The organism is Bacillus sp. FJAT-28004 (genome assembly GCF_001280845.1).
GTDB lineage: Bacteria > Bacillota > Bacilli > Paenibacillales > Paenibacillaceae > Pristimantibacillus.
In genome coordinates, this window is the sequence record NZ_LGHP01000003.1 from 339,755 (window position 1) to 355,287 (window position 15,533).

Annotated in this window: 15 protein-coding genes and 1 pseudogene; 15 read left to right on the forward strand and 1 reads right to left on the reverse strand. The window is 43.0% G+C overall.

The features are described from left to right. Nucleotides 1-3 precede the first annotated feature (3 nt). The 3 genes from AC787_RS29320 to AC787_RS29330 are packed head-to-tail and all read left to right on the forward strand — an operon-like array spanning nucleotide 4 to nucleotide 2,507. Nucleotides 4-384, forward strand: a complete 381-nt coding sequence (locus tag AC787_RS29320) for an arsenate reductase family protein (protein WP_054028499.1) — start codon at nucleotides 4-6, stop codon at nucleotides 382-384. A gap of 8 nt (nucleotides 385-392) precedes the next feature. Next, nucleotides 393-1,598 (forward strand): aminotransferase class I/II-fold pyridoxal phosphate-dependent enzyme, encoded by a 1,206-nt coding sequence (locus AC787_RS29325; protein WP_054028500.1) that lies wholly within the window; start codon nucleotides 393-395, stop codon nucleotides 1,596-1,598. Nucleotides 1,599-1,640: 42 nt separating this feature from the next. Further along, complete coding sequence (locus AC787_RS29330; protein ID WP_054028501.1) at nucleotides 1,641-2,507, forward strand: 5'-3' exonuclease; 867 nt, start codon at nucleotides 1,641-1,643, stop codon at nucleotides 2,505-2,507. Nucleotides 2,508-2,653: 146 nt separating this feature from the next. Here the strand turns inward: AC787_RS29330 and AC787_RS29335 are convergent. Further along, nucleotides 2,654-3,346 (reverse strand): annotated as a pseudogene (locus AC787_RS29335) (phosphotransferase); the annotation flags it as partial. A 276-nt stretch (nucleotides 3,347-3,622) separates the two neighbouring features. Between AC787_RS29335 and AC787_RS29340 the strand changes: the two are divergent. From AC787_RS29340 to AC787_RS29395, 12 genes are all read left to right on the forward strand, one after another. Then, entirely contained in the window at nucleotides 3,623-4,033 is a 411-nt protein-coding gene (locus AC787_RS29340) for a helix-turn-helix domain-containing protein (RefSeq protein WP_054028503.1), read from the forward strand. Between the two features lie 100 nt (nucleotides 4,034-4,133). Continuing rightward, nucleotides 4,134-4,886 (forward strand): YveK family protein, encoded by a 753-nt coding sequence (locus AC787_RS29345; protein ID WP_054028504.1) that lies wholly within the window; start codon nucleotides 4,134-4,136, stop codon nucleotides 4,884-4,886. Continuing rightward, nucleotides 4,876-5,532 (forward strand): CpsD/CapB family tyrosine-protein kinase, encoded by a 657-nt coding sequence (locus AC787_RS29350; RefSeq protein WP_054028505.1) that lies wholly within the window; start codon nucleotides 4,876-4,878, stop codon nucleotides 5,530-5,532. The genes AC787_RS29345 and AC787_RS29350 overlap by 11 nt, the downstream gene beginning before the upstream one ends. A 360-nt stretch (nucleotides 5,533-5,892) precedes the next feature. Beyond that, nucleotides 5,893-7,719 (forward strand): polysaccharide biosynthesis protein, encoded by a 1,827-nt coding sequence (locus AC787_RS29355; RefSeq protein ID WP_054028506.1) that lies wholly within the window; start codon nucleotides 5,893-5,895, stop codon nucleotides 7,717-7,719. A gap of 23 nt (nucleotides 7,720-7,742) precedes the next feature. Then, nucleotides 7,743-8,624 (forward strand): UTP--glucose-1-phosphate uridylyltransferase GalU, encoded by an 882-nt coding sequence (gene galU / locus AC787_RS29360; RefSeq protein ID WP_054028507.1) that lies wholly within the window; start codon nucleotides 7,743-7,745, stop codon nucleotides 8,622-8,624. A 23-nt stretch (nucleotides 8,625-8,647) separates the two neighbouring features. Continuing rightward, nucleotides 8,648-9,814, forward strand: a complete 1,167-nt coding sequence (locus tag AC787_RS29365; RefSeq protein WP_054028508.1) for a glycosyltransferase family 4 protein — start codon at nucleotides 8,648-8,650, stop codon at nucleotides 9,812-9,814. Next, nucleotides 9,777-10,874, forward strand: a complete 1,098-nt coding sequence (locus AC787_RS29370; RefSeq protein WP_054028509.1) for a glycosyltransferase family 2 protein — start codon at nucleotides 9,777-9,779, stop codon at nucleotides 10,872-10,874. The genes AC787_RS29365 and AC787_RS29370 overlap by 38 nt, the downstream gene beginning before the upstream one ends. Before the next feature lie 16 nt (nucleotides 10,875-10,890). Beyond that, on the forward strand, nucleotides 10,891-11,787 hold the full coding sequence (locus tag AC787_RS29375; protein WP_054028649.1) for a glycosyltransferase family 2 protein: 897 nt from the start codon (nucleotides 10,891-10,893) through the stop codon (nucleotides 11,785-11,787). A 20-nt stretch (nucleotides 11,788-11,807) separates the two neighbouring features. Then, entirely contained in the window at nucleotides 11,808-12,881 is a 1,074-nt protein-coding gene (locus AC787_RS29380; protein ID WP_054028510.1) for an EpsG family protein, read from the forward strand. Nucleotides 12,882-12,894: 13 nt separating this feature from the next. After that, nucleotides 12,895-13,635, forward strand: coding sequence for a glycosyltransferase family 32 protein (locus AC787_RS29385; RefSeq protein WP_054028511.1), 741 nt, complete (start codon nucleotides 12,895-12,897; stop codon nucleotides 13,633-13,635). 36 nt (nucleotides 13,636-13,671) lie between these two features. Then, on the forward strand, nucleotides 13,672-14,277 hold the full coding sequence (locus tag AC787_RS29390) for a sugar transferase (RefSeq protein WP_054028650.1): 606 nt from the start codon (nucleotides 13,672-13,674) through the stop codon (nucleotides 14,275-14,277). A gap of 83 nt (nucleotides 14,278-14,360) precedes the next feature. Next, the gene (locus AC787_RS29395; protein WP_152970810.1) at nucleotides 14,361-15,527 is read left to right on the forward strand and encodes an aminotransferase class I/II-fold pyridoxal phosphate-dependent enzyme; all 1,167 of its coding nucleotides are present in this window, start codon (nucleotides 14,361-14,363) and stop codon (nucleotides 15,525-15,527) included. Nucleotides 15,528-15,533: the final 6 nt, after the last annotated feature.

A 15,533-nucleotide genomic window follows, 5' to 3' on the forward strand; every position in this document is an offset into this window, starting at 1 on the left:
ACGATGACGACACGAAATGAATTAACAATTATTCAATATCCAAAATGCGGAACATGCCGATCTGCGCTAAAATCGCTGCAAAACAAAGGAAATGACGTAGCGTCCAGGCACATTGTTGAGCAAACGCCAACAGCTGCGGAGCTGAAGGAACTTGTAAAGAACAGCGGTCTGGAGCTGAAGAAGTTTTTTAATACTTCTGGCGATGTGTATAGAGAGCTTGGCTTGAAGGACAAGCTGGCTGCCATGTCAGAAGATGAAAAATATGATCTTCTTGCTTCGAATGGCATGTTGATTAAGCGGCCTATCGTAACCGATGGCAAGAAGGTTACTGTTGGATATAAGGAAGAACAATACAAGCAAGTTTGGAACAATGGAAAAGGGTGAATGGACGAATGTCTCAAACCAAATGGCGTTCCAAGAGGCTGTCGCAGCTAGGCTCATCCATATTTGCAGAAGTTTCTGCCTGGAAGCGATCAGCCATGGAGAGCGGTCTCGATATTATAGATCTGGGTATCGGAAACCCAGACCAGCCGCCTTCGGCTGCCGTTAGACAGGCGCTTAGCGAAGCGGCATTGCGCAGTGATATGTATGCATATCCAGCAATAAAAAGCGGCTTGCCTTTTCGAGAGCATGCAGCGAAATGGATGAAGCATCGTTTTAACGTGGAGCTTGATGCAGGGGATGAGATCGTAACGCTGCTTGGCTCACAAGACGGGCTTGCCCATCTTGCCATGGCGCTTTGTGATCCAGGCGATATGGTATTGCTGCCGAACCCGGGGTATCCCATTTATGCTGCATCTTTAGCGCTTGCGGGAGTGGAGGCCGTATTGATGCCGCTGCGCGAGGAAAATGAATTTATGCCCGATCTGGAGGCGATACCGGATTCGGAGTGGGATCGAGCAACGTTTATTTTGCTCAATTATCCGAACAACCCGATCTCAGCTGTAGCGGACATCGCCTTTTTTGAGCGACTGCTTGAAAAGGCTAAGCGTCACGGTGTATTGGTCGTTCATGATCTGGCTTACTCTGAGATGGGCTTCGATGGCTGCGAGCCTCCAAGCATTCTTGAGGTGCCAGGTGCAATCGATCAAGCAGTTGAATTTCATTCCTTGTCCAAGAGCTTCAACATGGCCGGCTGCAGAATCGGTTTTTTGGCTGGAAATAAAGCGGCAGTGGCCGCTCTTCGTGAGCTGAAAGCTAATATTGACTATGGTGTGTTTGACCCTATTCAAGAGGCAGGAATGGTTGCGCTGCAGGAAGCAATAGCGAATGTGGAGTTGCCAAAGGCGGGCAAGCTTTATGAGCAGCGGCGAAATACGTTCCTACATGCACTTCAAGCAGAAGGCTGGAGAGTTGCAGCACCGAGGGCAACGATGTTCGTTTGGGCGCAGCTGCCTCCTATGGAGTGGTCGCTGGATGAGCCGTGGACATCAAGGCGAATTTCCCAGGAAATGCTTCGCCGAACAGGAGTTGCCGTCGTGCCTGGGGAAGCTTTTGGCTCCGAGGGTGAAGGTTATGTGCGAATAGCGCTGGTTGAAAGCGAAGAACGTTTGAAGGAAGCTGCTAAGCGGATTGGAATATTTATTCGCGGGCAATAAATGTAAATAAGAGTTTTTATGTTTGAGAGGGGTTTTATAACGATGAGTGAACAACGTTTACTGTTGGTTGATGGTATGGCTATTTTATTTCGGGCTTATTTCGCTACTTCATTCGGAGGAAGCGTTCGTAAAACAAGCGCTGGCGTACCTGTTAATGCGGTACATGGTTTTGTTCGTTACTTCATGGATGCAATCAACACTTTTAATCCAACGCATGTCGTTTGTTGCTGGGACATGGGAAGCACGACATTTCGAACGGAGCAGTATGATGGTTACAAGTCTAACCGTCCGTCTGCGCCGGAGGATTTAATTCCACAGTTTGATCTTGTGAAAGAGGTTGTAGCCAGCTTCGATGTTCCGAACATTGGAATAGCAGGTTATGAGGCGGATGACTGCATCGGAACGCTCGCTGCTGCACTCAAGGATCAAGCGCAAATTTTTGTTGTGACGGGTGACCATGACATGCTTCAATTGGTGGACGACCGGGTATCGGTTGCGATCATGAAGAAGGGCATCGGAAACTACATGGTGTATACCCCAGAAACGTTAATGGAAGAACGTCAGCTTACGCCTATTCAAATTATCGATATCAAAGGGCTTATGGGAGATACAGCGGACAATTACCCTGGCGTGAAGGGTATCGGAGAGAAAACGGCTCATAAGCTCATTCAGGAGCATGGCTCCATCGAGGGTTTGCTTGCTAATTTGGAGGCGGTATCCAAAACGATCCGGATCAAAATTGAAGCGGATCTCGATATGCTTCATCTATCCCGTGATTTAGCGACCATTCGCTGTGATGTACCTGTATCGGCCGAGCTGGATGGCTGCTGCTGGGCATATAAACGCGAAAGCGTATTGCTGAAGTTTGAAGAGCTTGAGTTTAAAAGTTTAATCTCTCTTATTGGATAAGCGAAAGAGATCTCCTATTACGGTTATTTGCCGTAGTGTGGAGATCTTTTCTTTTAAATTGATGCATTTTTGACGGAGAAATATAAGATAAGTAGGAGCAGCTGATATACTTTCTTATAATGGAATAAATAACGGTTTCTTATTTTCTAAATCGTTGAAAAATCGTACAATTCCAGCTCTCGTAGATAAGGATTTCTAGTGATTAAGCTTAGCGCTCTATCATTGGTATTAGGCGCTTTGGGCACATTGCCATATCTGCTGAGCAAAATCCATCTGAGGCAAGCGATTGCTTCAAAAAGCTGAACGTCATTTTGCGAAATCGGATTTGTGTTTAGGTAAGCAGTACGAAATGCAGAAGTATTCTGCTCAGACACATAAATGCTCTTTAAAACGAACGACCACGCAAAATCATATCTATTGTCCCCTAACTGCCCATTGGTCCAATCAATGACGGTATACTTCCCATTATCCTCGAGTATATTTGCTAAATGGAAATCACCTTGAATAAGTTGTTCTTGATTGATCTGAGTTTTACTTAAAAAATGCGTTAATGCATGAAATAGATCAGAATGTTCCTTTATCGTAGGATAAAAATAGTCGATGAAGTCATACTTTGGAAGCTGTACATGTTGGAGTTCTTCCATCGGAGTTTGATGAATGCTTGATAGTAGGAGTGCAAGATCGGACACTTTCTTTTTATTTACTTTCTTAACGGCTTCTCCATCAAACGATGTAAACAATACCTTTTCGCTATTAGCGTTAATCCCCCAACCGAGTGGCCTAGACACGGCTAATCCACGATCAAAAAGTGCGTTCAATAAATAGAACTGAAAACCAACATCAGGTCTTGATCGATGATTTTATTTTTCGCCATCCATTCCATTGATTTTATCGAATTTATTATAAGTAATCGTCCTTTCAGCGAATCATTATAGGGTTTTCTTTTGCAAAAATTGTACATCTTTGCTGCTCCATTGCATAGAAAAAAATGGAATGCTATTGACCTGTTCTCATTAAAGAACTAAAATATACATATTGTCTGTTATAACGTCTTTGTTTTGTGTTGTTTTTGTTAAGCTTTACGTTTAGATCTAAACTGGCCGAAGGAGAATATTATGATAGGGGAACGGATTAAAAGTCTACGGGAAAAAAAGGGCTACTCGATCACGAAGCTTGCTGACCTAGCGGGCGTATCCAAGTCCTACTTGAGCTACATTGAACGCAATATGCAGAATAACCCATCTCTTCAGGTAATGGCAAAAATAGCAGCTCCTTTGGATTCAAACATTGAATATTTACTTGGAGAAGAGCATTTACCAAAGATTCATATGGATGAAACGTTAGATGAGGAATGGCAAGTCATTATTAAAAATGCGGTTGATGAAGGTATGAGCAAGGGTGATTTCCAAGCTTTAAAAGACTTGATCCGTTCAAATATGTGGAAGGAAAGCAGAACCGATACTAGTGTCTATTCTGCCGACAAAAAGAAATCATCAAATATTATTATTCTTCATATCGATAACTGACGCTGAATAAAAAGTAGGGAAAGTGTATTGACATGTTCTATATAAAGAACTAAAATTGTGTTATTGTTCTTTATAACAAACATAGTAAGCAGGTGTGCAAATGGAAGGTAAACGGCAAGAGGATTCGCAAACATCGCATCATGATCACGAAAAATTGAAGATCAAGGAAATTAATCTAAAATCGTTATACCTCACAGTAAAAAAACGATTGTGGATAGTCGTGCTGATCACTATCCTTTTTACATTCGTTGCCGGCTTGTTCAATTCAAGACCTGAAACGCCAATGTATTTATCAAGCACGCGGATTATAGTGGCTGCCTCCTCGGATATGATGGGTACAGTGAGGGTATTGGTTCGCGAGCCAATCGTCTTGAACAAGGTGATTGAAAAGTTAGGTCTTAATCTTTCTGCAGCAGCATTACGAAGCCAAATTAGAGTCGACAGTGTGGATGGCTCACTAGTTACAGTAGTCTCTGTTGTGGATAGCGATCCAAGGCTTGCGGCCGAGATTGCGAATACGGCAGTAGAGACCTACAGGCAGGTAGCGTCGGAAGTGCTCGGCATAACGAGCATTCGCCTGTTAACGACGGCAGAAGAAAATCCTTTCCCTATTAATGAGAAAAGCAATCGCATCGTGTACATTGCTTTCTTGCTTGGCATGATTTTGAGCGTAGGCTTAGTCTTCCTGCTAGATTCACTTGATGATTCTATCAAATCAGAACGCGAAGTGGAAGAGCTGCTTGGCCTGACGATGCTTGGTCAAGTCAATAAAATCAAACGTAAAGATTATGCAAGCAGACGATTGAAGAAACAAAAAAGCATTTCAGTAAGAGGTGAGACGATTGGTTCGTGAACGTCAAAAGGTGTCAAAGTCTTATGTGAACAAAAGCTTGCTCGCCTATATCAATCCGCACGGCATGATTTCTGAACAGTATCGAACCATTCGCAACAACATTCATTATGCAGCCGGCGGCAGCAAAGTGCGTTCATTACTTGTCACTTCTCCCTCAGAGGGCGAAGGGAAATCGACAGCAGCCGTTAATCTGGCCGTATGTATGGCACAGCGTGGCGATAGGGTCCTCATTATCGATGCGAATTTCCGAAATCCGATTATCAACAAAATCTTTAATGTACAAACCTCGCCAGGCTTGTCGAATGTTTTAGGACAACAGTTGGAAATTCGAGAAGCGATTTATAATACGGAGGTCGAGGGTCTCGATATTTTGCCTAACGGGCAGCGACTCTATAATTCGACAGAACTACTTGATTCTCAGCTGATGGTAGATGTCATGTCGTTTGCTGCTGAGCATTACGACATGGTACTGCTGGATTGCCCTCCGGTACTTGGTGTGCCGGATACGAATGCGCTTGTCAGCAAATGCGATGGCGTGCTCTTGCTTTTGAAACAGGAGAAGACGCAGCAGGAGCATGCGATCGAAGCGAAACGTGCATTGTTGTTTGCGAAAGCCAATATTTTGGGTGTCATACTAAATAAGTAGAGCGTTTGATGATATCAATCGGATAGCGCTTTTTTTACGGACTATTGTTCTTTATAAAGCACGTTAAGTGTTTGTAAAGACAATTTCATTCGGTAATGTCTCCTCACCGTTATCAATGGAGGCACTCGGCCATACTGTGGGTTACGAAAAACCTTAGACGCGAGTCGTCAAGAGTGTGGTGTGAGGCGGGGTTTGATGCCCCAAGACTCTATATTAGAGTCTTTAACTAAATGGTTTTGCAAAAAAGCCTTTTAGTTAAACACTCTAAGAGTGTCGCAGCACTAAGTGTGATTCTCTTAAGCTTATTTTTACATTCATTTCTCGTTTAGTTCATAGGTCTGAAGAAAGGGTGAACTCATTTTGACTTATCGGCAAAGATTGTCTTTATTGATTTTGATCGACTCCATTATCGTTTTTACCGCCATCTTTTTTAGCAGGTTATTACTTAGCGCTTCACTTGATGTGGTGACTCTACCGATTGTAATCAGCTCGATTACTCTGTTATTAAGTCATCATTTCTTTTCCTTTTATTACAATTTGTATAAGAAGGCATGGGAATACGCGAGTGTTGGGGAGCTTCTGATTATTACAAAGGCGGTAACCTTCTCGATCTTTGCGGCAGCCATTATTCAGCAAATTGTGATGCAGGATGTGTTCTTTCGACTGCTGGCGGTGACGTGGATGATTCATATGCTGCTTATCGGAGGATCGAGGCTTTGCTGGCGAATATTTCGCGGGAGCTATCAGAAAAACGCCGGATTGCGTAAGCGTACGTTAATTGTCGGCGCAGGTTCTGCCGGAACGATGCTTGCCCGTCAGCTCCTCAGTAACAGTGATACAGAGCTAATGCCGACTGCGTTTATAGATGACGATGTGAACAAGCATAATCTAGATATTATGGGCATACCGGTCATGGGCGGCGTTGCAAGCATTGCGAAGGTTGCGCTTGACCATGAAATTAACAATATCGTAATTGCGATACCATCGCTCAGCAAAAAACAGCTCAACACGATTTTTAGCGAATGCGCCAAAACAAAAGCGAAAACGCAAATCATTCCGATGCTTGAGGATTTGGCTACGGGCAGAGTGTCGGTTAGTCAATTTCGTGATGTTCAGGTGGAGGACTTATTGGGACGCGAGCCCGTAGAGCTGGATATTGAGAGTATTTCGGGTTATGTCACCCAAAAGGTCGTTATGGTTACTGGTGCCGGAGGCTCGATTGGATCTGAGGTATGCCGGCAGATTTCGAGATTTTTGCCGGAAAAGCTTATTTTGCTTGGGCATGGAGAAAACAGCATCTACTCGATTGAGATGGAGCTTAACGAGCTATACGGACATACGAAAATAGAGTTTGTGACTGAAATTGCAGATATGCAAGACGCTGCTAAAATGCTGGCAGTCATGCAGACTCATCGTCCACAGGTTGTTTATCATGCGGCAGCTCATAAGCATGTTCCATTGATGGAGAGAAATCCGGAAGAAGCATTCAAAAACAATGTGATGGGAACATTGAATGCGGCTAGAGCAGCCAGCCAAGCTCGCGTGGATACGTTTGTCATGGTATCAACCGATAAGGCGGTTAATCCAACCAGTGTCATGGGTGCGACAAAAAGAATAGCGGAAATGGTTATTCAGCATATGGATCGATTCAGCAACACCAAATTTGTGGCGGTAAGATTCGGCAATGTACTTGGCAGCCGCGGCAGCGTCATTCCGCTGTTTAAAAAGCAAATCGAGAAGGGTGGACCCGTGACGGTTACCCATCCGGATATGGTTCGCTATTTTATGACCATTCCTGAGGCTTCACGGTTAGTCATTCAAGCAGGGGCACTTGCTAGGGGAGGCGAAATATTCGTCCTAGACATGGGGGATCCCGTCAATATTACCGATCTCGCACAAAACGTTATTCGGATGTCAGGCTACTCTGTCGAGGAAATCGGCATTGAGTACACGGGTATTCGCCCAGGCGAGAAGCTCTTTGAAGAAATGCTTAAGGATGAAGAAATTAATGAAAAGCAGGTTTATCCGAAAATTTACATAGGCAAATCATCTGAGATTTATTTTGACCATATTGAAGAAATCATTGCCCTTCACGGCGGAATGAGCAAAGCAGAATTACGTACTAGGCTGCTGGATCTAGCGAATAATGTCGTAGAACTTCCTGGATTTGCATCTGTAACAGGTTAAAAAACGAAGGAGTTGCTAAGGTTATGAAGGTTAGAAAAGCAATTATACCAGCTGCCGGTCTAGGTACTAGGTTTCTTCCGGCAACAAAAGCGATGCCAAAAGAAATGCTACCCATCGTCGATAAGCCGACTATTCAATACATTGTGGAAGAAGCGATTGAATCAGGCATCGAGGACATTATTATTGTGACGGGTAAAGGAAAACGGGCAATCGAAGATCATTTTGACAATTCGCTTGAACTAGAGCAAATTTTGACCGCCAAACATAAATACGATTTATTAAGTGAAGTGCGCAAATCAGCTGATATGGTGGACATTCATTATATTCGCCAGAAGGAACCAAAAGGGCTTGGGCATGCGATATGGTGTGCTCGCAAGTTTATTGGCGACGAGCCGTTTGCTGTATTACTTGGCGATGATATTATCTCAGCGGAGAAGCCTTGTATTAAGCAGATGATTGAAAAATACGAAGAGTATCACACTTCCATTATCGGCGTACAGCGTGTAGCGGATGAAGCTGTTTCTCGTTACGGAATCGTAGATGGCACGCTTATGGAGGATTCTTTCCACCGTATTAGACATTTGGTTGAGAAGCCATCCAAAGAGTTAGCGCCATCGAATATGGCGATTATGGGAAGGTACATTTTGAACCCTGCTATTTTCGACATTTTAGGCAATCAGAAACCTGGAGCGGGCGGAGAAATACAGCTGACAGATGCGATAGCTGCCTTAAACCTAATGGAAGCTGTGTACGCCTATGAATTTGAAGGCAAGCGTCATGATGTTGGTGAGAAAATGGGCTTTATTCAGACAACGATTGAATTTGCTCTTCAGCGCGAGGATTTGCGTTATGAGCTATTAAACTATTTATCTCAAATGGTTGAAAAAGAATCTGCTAGAAAATAATTCTAGTATAGGATGGTAGACGCATGCCAAATAAAATATTATTTTGCGCAACGGTTGATTATCATTTTAAGTCATTTCATATGCCTGTTCTGGAATGGTTTAAGCAGCAAGGGTGGGAGGTCCATATCGCCGCGAAGGGCGAGCTGGAGCTCCCTTTTGTTGACCGGAAGTTTAATATATCCATTGAGCGCTCACCCATTCATTCTAACAATGTCAAAGCGTACCGAGAGCTGAAGTCAATCATTAAGCAGCAGGATTATAGTATCATTCATTGTCATACGCCAATGGGCGGCGTGCTTGCGAGGCTTGCGGCACAATCGGCTAGAAAACAAGGAACTAAGGTCATTTATACGGCACACGGTTTCCATTTCTGCAAGGGAGGCTCGCTCCTGAACTGGATGCTTTATTATCCAATCGAGAAGAGACTTTCCAGCATAACTGACTGTTTAATTACGATCAATGAAGAGGATTATCAGCTTGCGGTTAACAAGGAATTCAAAGCAAAGCAGATCACCCATGTTCATGGCGTTGGCGTAAATACGGCTCATTTCAAGCCTTTGCAAAAGATTGATAAATGGCGACTGCGTCAGGAGCACGATTATCGCACGGATGATTTCCTTATGTTTTATGCCGCTGAATTTAACAAAAACAAAAACCACCAACTGCTCATTCACGCATTGGCCGCTATCAAAGAAGCAGTGCCTCATGCGAGGCTTCTTCTTGCTGGAAAAGGCCCTCTGCTAGAGGAAAGCCAGGCGCTGGCAGAACGGTTAGGTATTGGTTCGATGGTGCATTTTCTTGGTTATCGGACAGATATCGATCGGCTGCTGCCCATGTGCGACGTTGCAGTAGCATCCAGCTTGCGTGAGGGGCTGCCGGTCAACTTAATGGAGGCAATGGCCTGCGGGCTGCCCATTGTCGCAACGCGGAATCGAGGACATTCGGAGCTCGTTATGGATGGCGAGAACGGATATGTTCTTGAGCCGGACGATATGGAATTATTTGCTGACCGATTAAGGAAGCTGAGTGAATCGCTTGAGCTTAGGCAGCGGATGGGGACGTTAAGCCTGCAAATGGTGCAGAAATATGGTTTGCTTCAGGTGAAGCAAGAGCTAAAAGAAATTTACAAGTCCTTTATGTTGGGGGAACAAAATGAATCCCAAAGTCAGTATCATAGTGCCTATATATAATATGGAAGATTACTTAGATAGATGCTTTAAAAGCTTGCTTGGACAAAGTTTAACGGATATTGAGATTATTGCGGTGAACGATGGCTCTACGGATGCCAGCCTAAAGATTCTTCAGGAATATACAATGCGGGATTCACGAATCATTGTTATTAATAAGGAAAATGAAGGTGTGTCAGCTGCCAGAAATGATGGTGTGCTGGCAGCAAATGGGGAGTATATCGGCTTCGTTGATCCGGATGATTGGGTAAATGTAAGTATGTATGAAGAAATGTACGAGTGCGCATTGGAAGAAAACGTTGATATTGTAATGTGCACATATATCCGAGAGTTCGGGACACACTCGAAGGAAAAACGATTCAATATGCCTGATAAGCAATTGTATCTTATGGATGAAGTACAAACTCATATGCTTAGGCGGCTTGTCGGTCCATTAAAGGAAGAGGTTGCGAATCCCGAGTTTTTGGATGCTTGGGGGACGGTATGGTCGAAGCTTTATCGTGCTTCGTTGCTGAAAGAGAATGAGGCGAAGTTTAAAGATCTAAGCATTATAGGCAGCAACGAGGATACTCTCTTCAATATTCATGTCTTTTATTATGCTAAGTCTTTTGTATTTCTTAATCGTCCTTTTTATCATTATTGGCGCACGAATGACGCCTCCATTACATCCCAGTACAACCCGTTTTTAGTTGAGAAATTTGAAAAGCTATATGCTGCAATGCAAAGTTTTTTGATAGAAAAAAGTCTGAGTAATGATTATGGACTAGCGCTAACCAACCGAGTTAGTATGAACGTACTAGGGCAAGGATTAAATATAATGAATCATCAAGCGAATTTATCCATGAGAGAAAGATTACGCTTAATCAAAAAATTGTTAAACAATGAGAATACAAGCTATTCGCTCAGGCGATTTCAATTGGACTATTGTCCATTTATTTGGAAGACGTTTTTTTTATGTGCAAAGCTAAAACTCTCTTCAGCCATCTATTTCATGTTATTAGGTATGAATTGGATACGGAAAAAGAATACAGGGGGAATAAAACTTGGAACGGAAAACGGTTAGTGAAAGTTTAAAGCCCATGTTGACTGTATTTACTCCTGCATACAATCGGGCCTATACACTCCACCTTTGCTATGAAAGTTTGAAGAGGCAGAAGTGCAAAGATTTTATGTGGCTTATTGTTGATGATGGTTCAACGGACAATACAAGTGAATTGGTACAGAGTTGGATAAATGAAGCGGAAATACCAATTCGTTATGTTTACCAAGAAAATCAAGGAATGCATGGTGCACACAACACAGCTTACGAACATATTGAGACGGAGCTTAATGTCTGCATAGATTCGGATGATTATTTGGCGGATGATGCAGTTGAAAAAATTACGACCTTCTGGAGGCAGGAAGGCAGTAATCGCTACGCTGGAATTATTGGTTTAGATGCCTACCATAATGGAGACGTCATTGGGACTTTATTACCAAGTGATATGAAGGACTCTCCATTCACAGATCTATATGTAAAGCATAATGTTAAAGGCGATAAAAAAATTGTCTATCGAACTGAACTGGCCCAAAAGGTGGCGCCTTACCCACTATTTCCAGGAGAAAAATATTGTCCGTTGTCCTATAAATACGTTCTGATCGATCAGGAACAGCCGCTCCTCATCATGAATCATGTGCTTTGTTTTGTTGAGTATTTGGCTGATGGCTCAAGCTTAAACATTATTAATCAATACCGAAAGAACCCGCAGGGTTTCGCATTTTTTCGGAAAACCGCTATGGCATATTCGCCTACTTATAAAGATAGACTTCGGGAGGCTACTCATTATGTCTCAAGCAGCATGATGTTAAGGAATGGGAGGTTTTTATTGGAATCTCCTCGCAAGTTCACAACGCTTCTCGCTATTCCGATGGGAATCATGCTTTATCTCTATATACAGAATACGAGTAGGCCTACCTTAATGAAGCAATCGAATTAATAATAGAAAGGAACAGAGAAATGACGATCCTCTGGTTTACGTTAGTTCTTGTTTCAATAACGGCATGGATGGCCAGATATTTTTCTGTTGCAACAGTAAAAGGTCCTTTATTCATTAGCCCGAATAAGTTTTTGGCAATTCTCGCAGCTTCGTCCCTCGTCATCGTCTCAGGACTTAGAGATAACATCGGTGATACATTTTTTTATAAACATAGCTATCTCATTGATGATTTTACATGGGGGACAATCATTCATGGAAAGGATATTGGATTCAACATATTGCAAATGCTTCTGAAGCAGATATCAGACGACCCGCAAATTTTGATATTCACGACAGCATTAGCAACGAATTTACTTGTTGCAGGCGTGATGTTTAAATATGCAAGACTCTACGAATTAAGTATGTATTTATACATAACAACAGGAGCATTCATTGTATCGATGAATGGTATAAGACAATTTTTGGCAGCAGCTGTTGTATTTGCTGCAACCAAATATATTTTTGAAGGTTGCTGGAAGAGGTATTTAGCGGTTGTATTGTTTGCTTCCGTTTTTCATCAGAGCGCGCTCGTTATGATCCCTATTTATTTTATCGTGAGAAGGAAAGCATGGACAGGGATGACATTTACTTTCCTTGCACTGGCTGTTCTTATCGTGGTGGGCTTCAATCAATTTTCAGAACTCTTATTTTCTGCAATTAAGGATACCCAGTATGGGCATTATGAAAGCTTTCAAGAGGGCGGCGCTAATTACTTACGAGTTATAATTAGTGCAATTCCCGTTGTAATCGCCTTTTTTGGCAGGGTGAATCTTAGAAAGATATTTCCACATGGTGATATAGTAGTCAATCTTTCTATTCTTGGAGTAGTGCTAATGATCATATCTACACAAAACTGGATATTTGCACGTCTCAGTATCTATTTCAGTTTATATCAGCTTTTATTGTTTGGATGGATCGTTAAACTATTTCGTGAGAAAGATCAGAAGTTTGTTTATTTGACTGTGATAGCTTTCTACTTAATTTATTTCTTTTATGAAAATTTCATTATTTTAGATATTCAATATTTAAGTAAATATTTAGTTTGGCCACTCTAAGGGAGGTGAAGTTGTGGGTACAACCGATCAAATTCCTCGCATATTGCATTATTGTTGGTTTGGGCGCGGAGAAAAATCAAATAAGATTCAAAAATGCATGGATAGCTGGAAAAGGCATTTAAGCGAATATACCATTATAGAATGGAACGAGGATAATTTTGACATCTACTCAAAGCGTTATGTTAAAGAGGCTTATTTGGCCGGAAAATTTGCTTTTGTTAGTGATTATGTACGTTTGCACGCGTTATATCATCACGGAGGCATTTATTTGGATACCGATGTCGAAGTACTAAAGCCGCTTGATTCGTTTTTGCATCATGAGGCTTTTTCCGGTTTTGAGGATCAAACCTATCTTCAGTCGGCTACAATGGGAGCGGTTAAAGGGCATTCATGGATGAGGGAGCTGCTTGAAAATTACGATAGCAGAAGTTTCTTACAGCCTGATGGCATTTACGACCTGACTACAAATACGACAGTCATTACGGATCTATGCAAGAAGCACGGACTGATTTTGAATGGAGAATACCAGGTATTGGCGAATGGCGTGACCTTTTATCCAAGAGCCTTCTTTAGTCCATATGACTACATTAACGGCGGGAATTACATAACAGTAAATAGTTTTACCATTCACCATTTTGCCAAATCATGGCTACCTCTACATGTTCGAGTGAATAGTAAACTGAAAAGAATTGCAAGCAGAGTCGTCGGCCCGACTGTCATTTCTAAAATAAGAAAGCTGCTATCTCCAAACTAAATGCAGTTAAATGAATTACAGGAGCCCATACGGATGATAAAACGAATGTTTGATCTGGCCATTTCCAGCTTGTTATTGATTGTACTATCGCCCGTTATTGCAGTAACCGCAATTTTAGTTCGATTAAAGCTAGGGTCGCCTATTTTATTCAAGCAGCAGCGTCCAGGCTTGCATGGTGTTCCATTTTATATGTATAAATTTCGCACAATGACCTCGGAGAGAGACAGTATGGGCAAGCTGCTGCCCGATCATTTGAGACTGACCGCTTTTGGAAGCCTAATGCGGAAGTTCAGCCTTGATGAGCTTCTTCAGCTCATTAATGTAATCAAGGGCGAGCTAAGCTTAATTGGACCGCGGCCGCTGCTTATGGAGTATTTACCGCTTTATAATGAACAGCAGGCGAAGCGCCATCTCGTCCGTCCCGGCATAACGGGTTGGGCACAGATTCACGGCCGGAACGCAGTTTCATGGGAATCCCGATTCGAGCATGATGTTTGGTATGTAGAAAATCAAAGCCTCTTATTGGATATTAAAATATTGCTCCTGACTGTAAAAAAGGTGCTGAAATCCGAAGGGGTATCTAATGGCAATCACGTGACGATGCCTGTATTCCAAGGAACGACGACCAATAGCGAGGGATAAAGCCATTTTTCAAGCATTAGATTTGCTTGAGGAGTGGCTTATTATATTTGAAGAGGATGTGTGGCAAATTGTCAGAAAGTGATATGAAAAGAATTTATTTATCCCCTCCGCATATGAGCGGGAAGGAGCGCAGTTATATTAATGATGCCTTTGAATCGAATTGGATCGCGCCGTTAGGCCCCAATATAAATGCTTTTGAGAAACAAATTGCAGCATACACGGGAACTGCAGATGCGGTTGCTGTCAGTTCCGGTACGGCTGCCATACATCTTTCCTTGCAATTGCTTGGAGTAGGCACAGGGGATACGGTATTTTGCTCAAGCTTCACATTCGTAGCAAGTGCCAATCCCATTCGTTATTGCGGTGCAGAGCCTGTGTTTATTGATTCTGAACCGGACACGTGGAATATGTCGCCTATTGCACTTCAAAGAGCTTTTGAGGAAGCCGACCACCAAGGAAAGCTCCCTAAAGCGGTAATTGTTGTACATCTGTATGGTCAGGTTTCTAAGATGGATGAGCTCGTTGCTTTGTGTGAGCAATACGAGGTTCCCTTAGTCGAGGATGCTGCTGAATCGCTGGGGTCCACGTACAATGGAAAGCAGAGCGGTTCCTTCGGGAAGTTCGGTATTTATTCTTTTAACGGGAATAAAATCATTACGACCTCGGGCGGCGGCATGATCGTTTCCGACGATGTGGAGCTTCTAAACAAAGCACGCTTTCTTGCAACGCAGGCAAGGGATGCGGCTCCGCATTATCAGCACAGCAGTATGGGCTTTAATTACCGATTGAGCAATATTTTAGCCGGTGTTGGTAGAGCCCAGCTGGAGGTCTTGGACGAACGGGTTGCAGCTAGGAGGGCGGTATATGACAACTATGTACGGGCATTCTCGGCTCGGCCTGGTATTCATTTTATGCCTGAGCTACAGAATACCAGATCGAATCGTTGGTTGACGACGCTCGTTATGGACAAGAACGAAACGAACACAACGATAACGGAGCTGCTGGATGCGATGGCGGCCTCCAATATTGAAGCCCGCCCGCTTTGGAAGCCATTGCATTTGCAACCGCTGTTTGAAGGTACTCGTTTCTATGCCCACACCAGCGATGTATCCGTTTGTGAGCGTTTATTTCAAAGCGGAATTTGTTTGCCCTCGGGTTCGAGTATGACCATTGTTGATCAGGTAAGAGTCGTGGACTGTATAAACGATGTGTTCGAGAAAGCGGCAGTAAAGAGCGCGCAATCGGCCTAGGAAGTC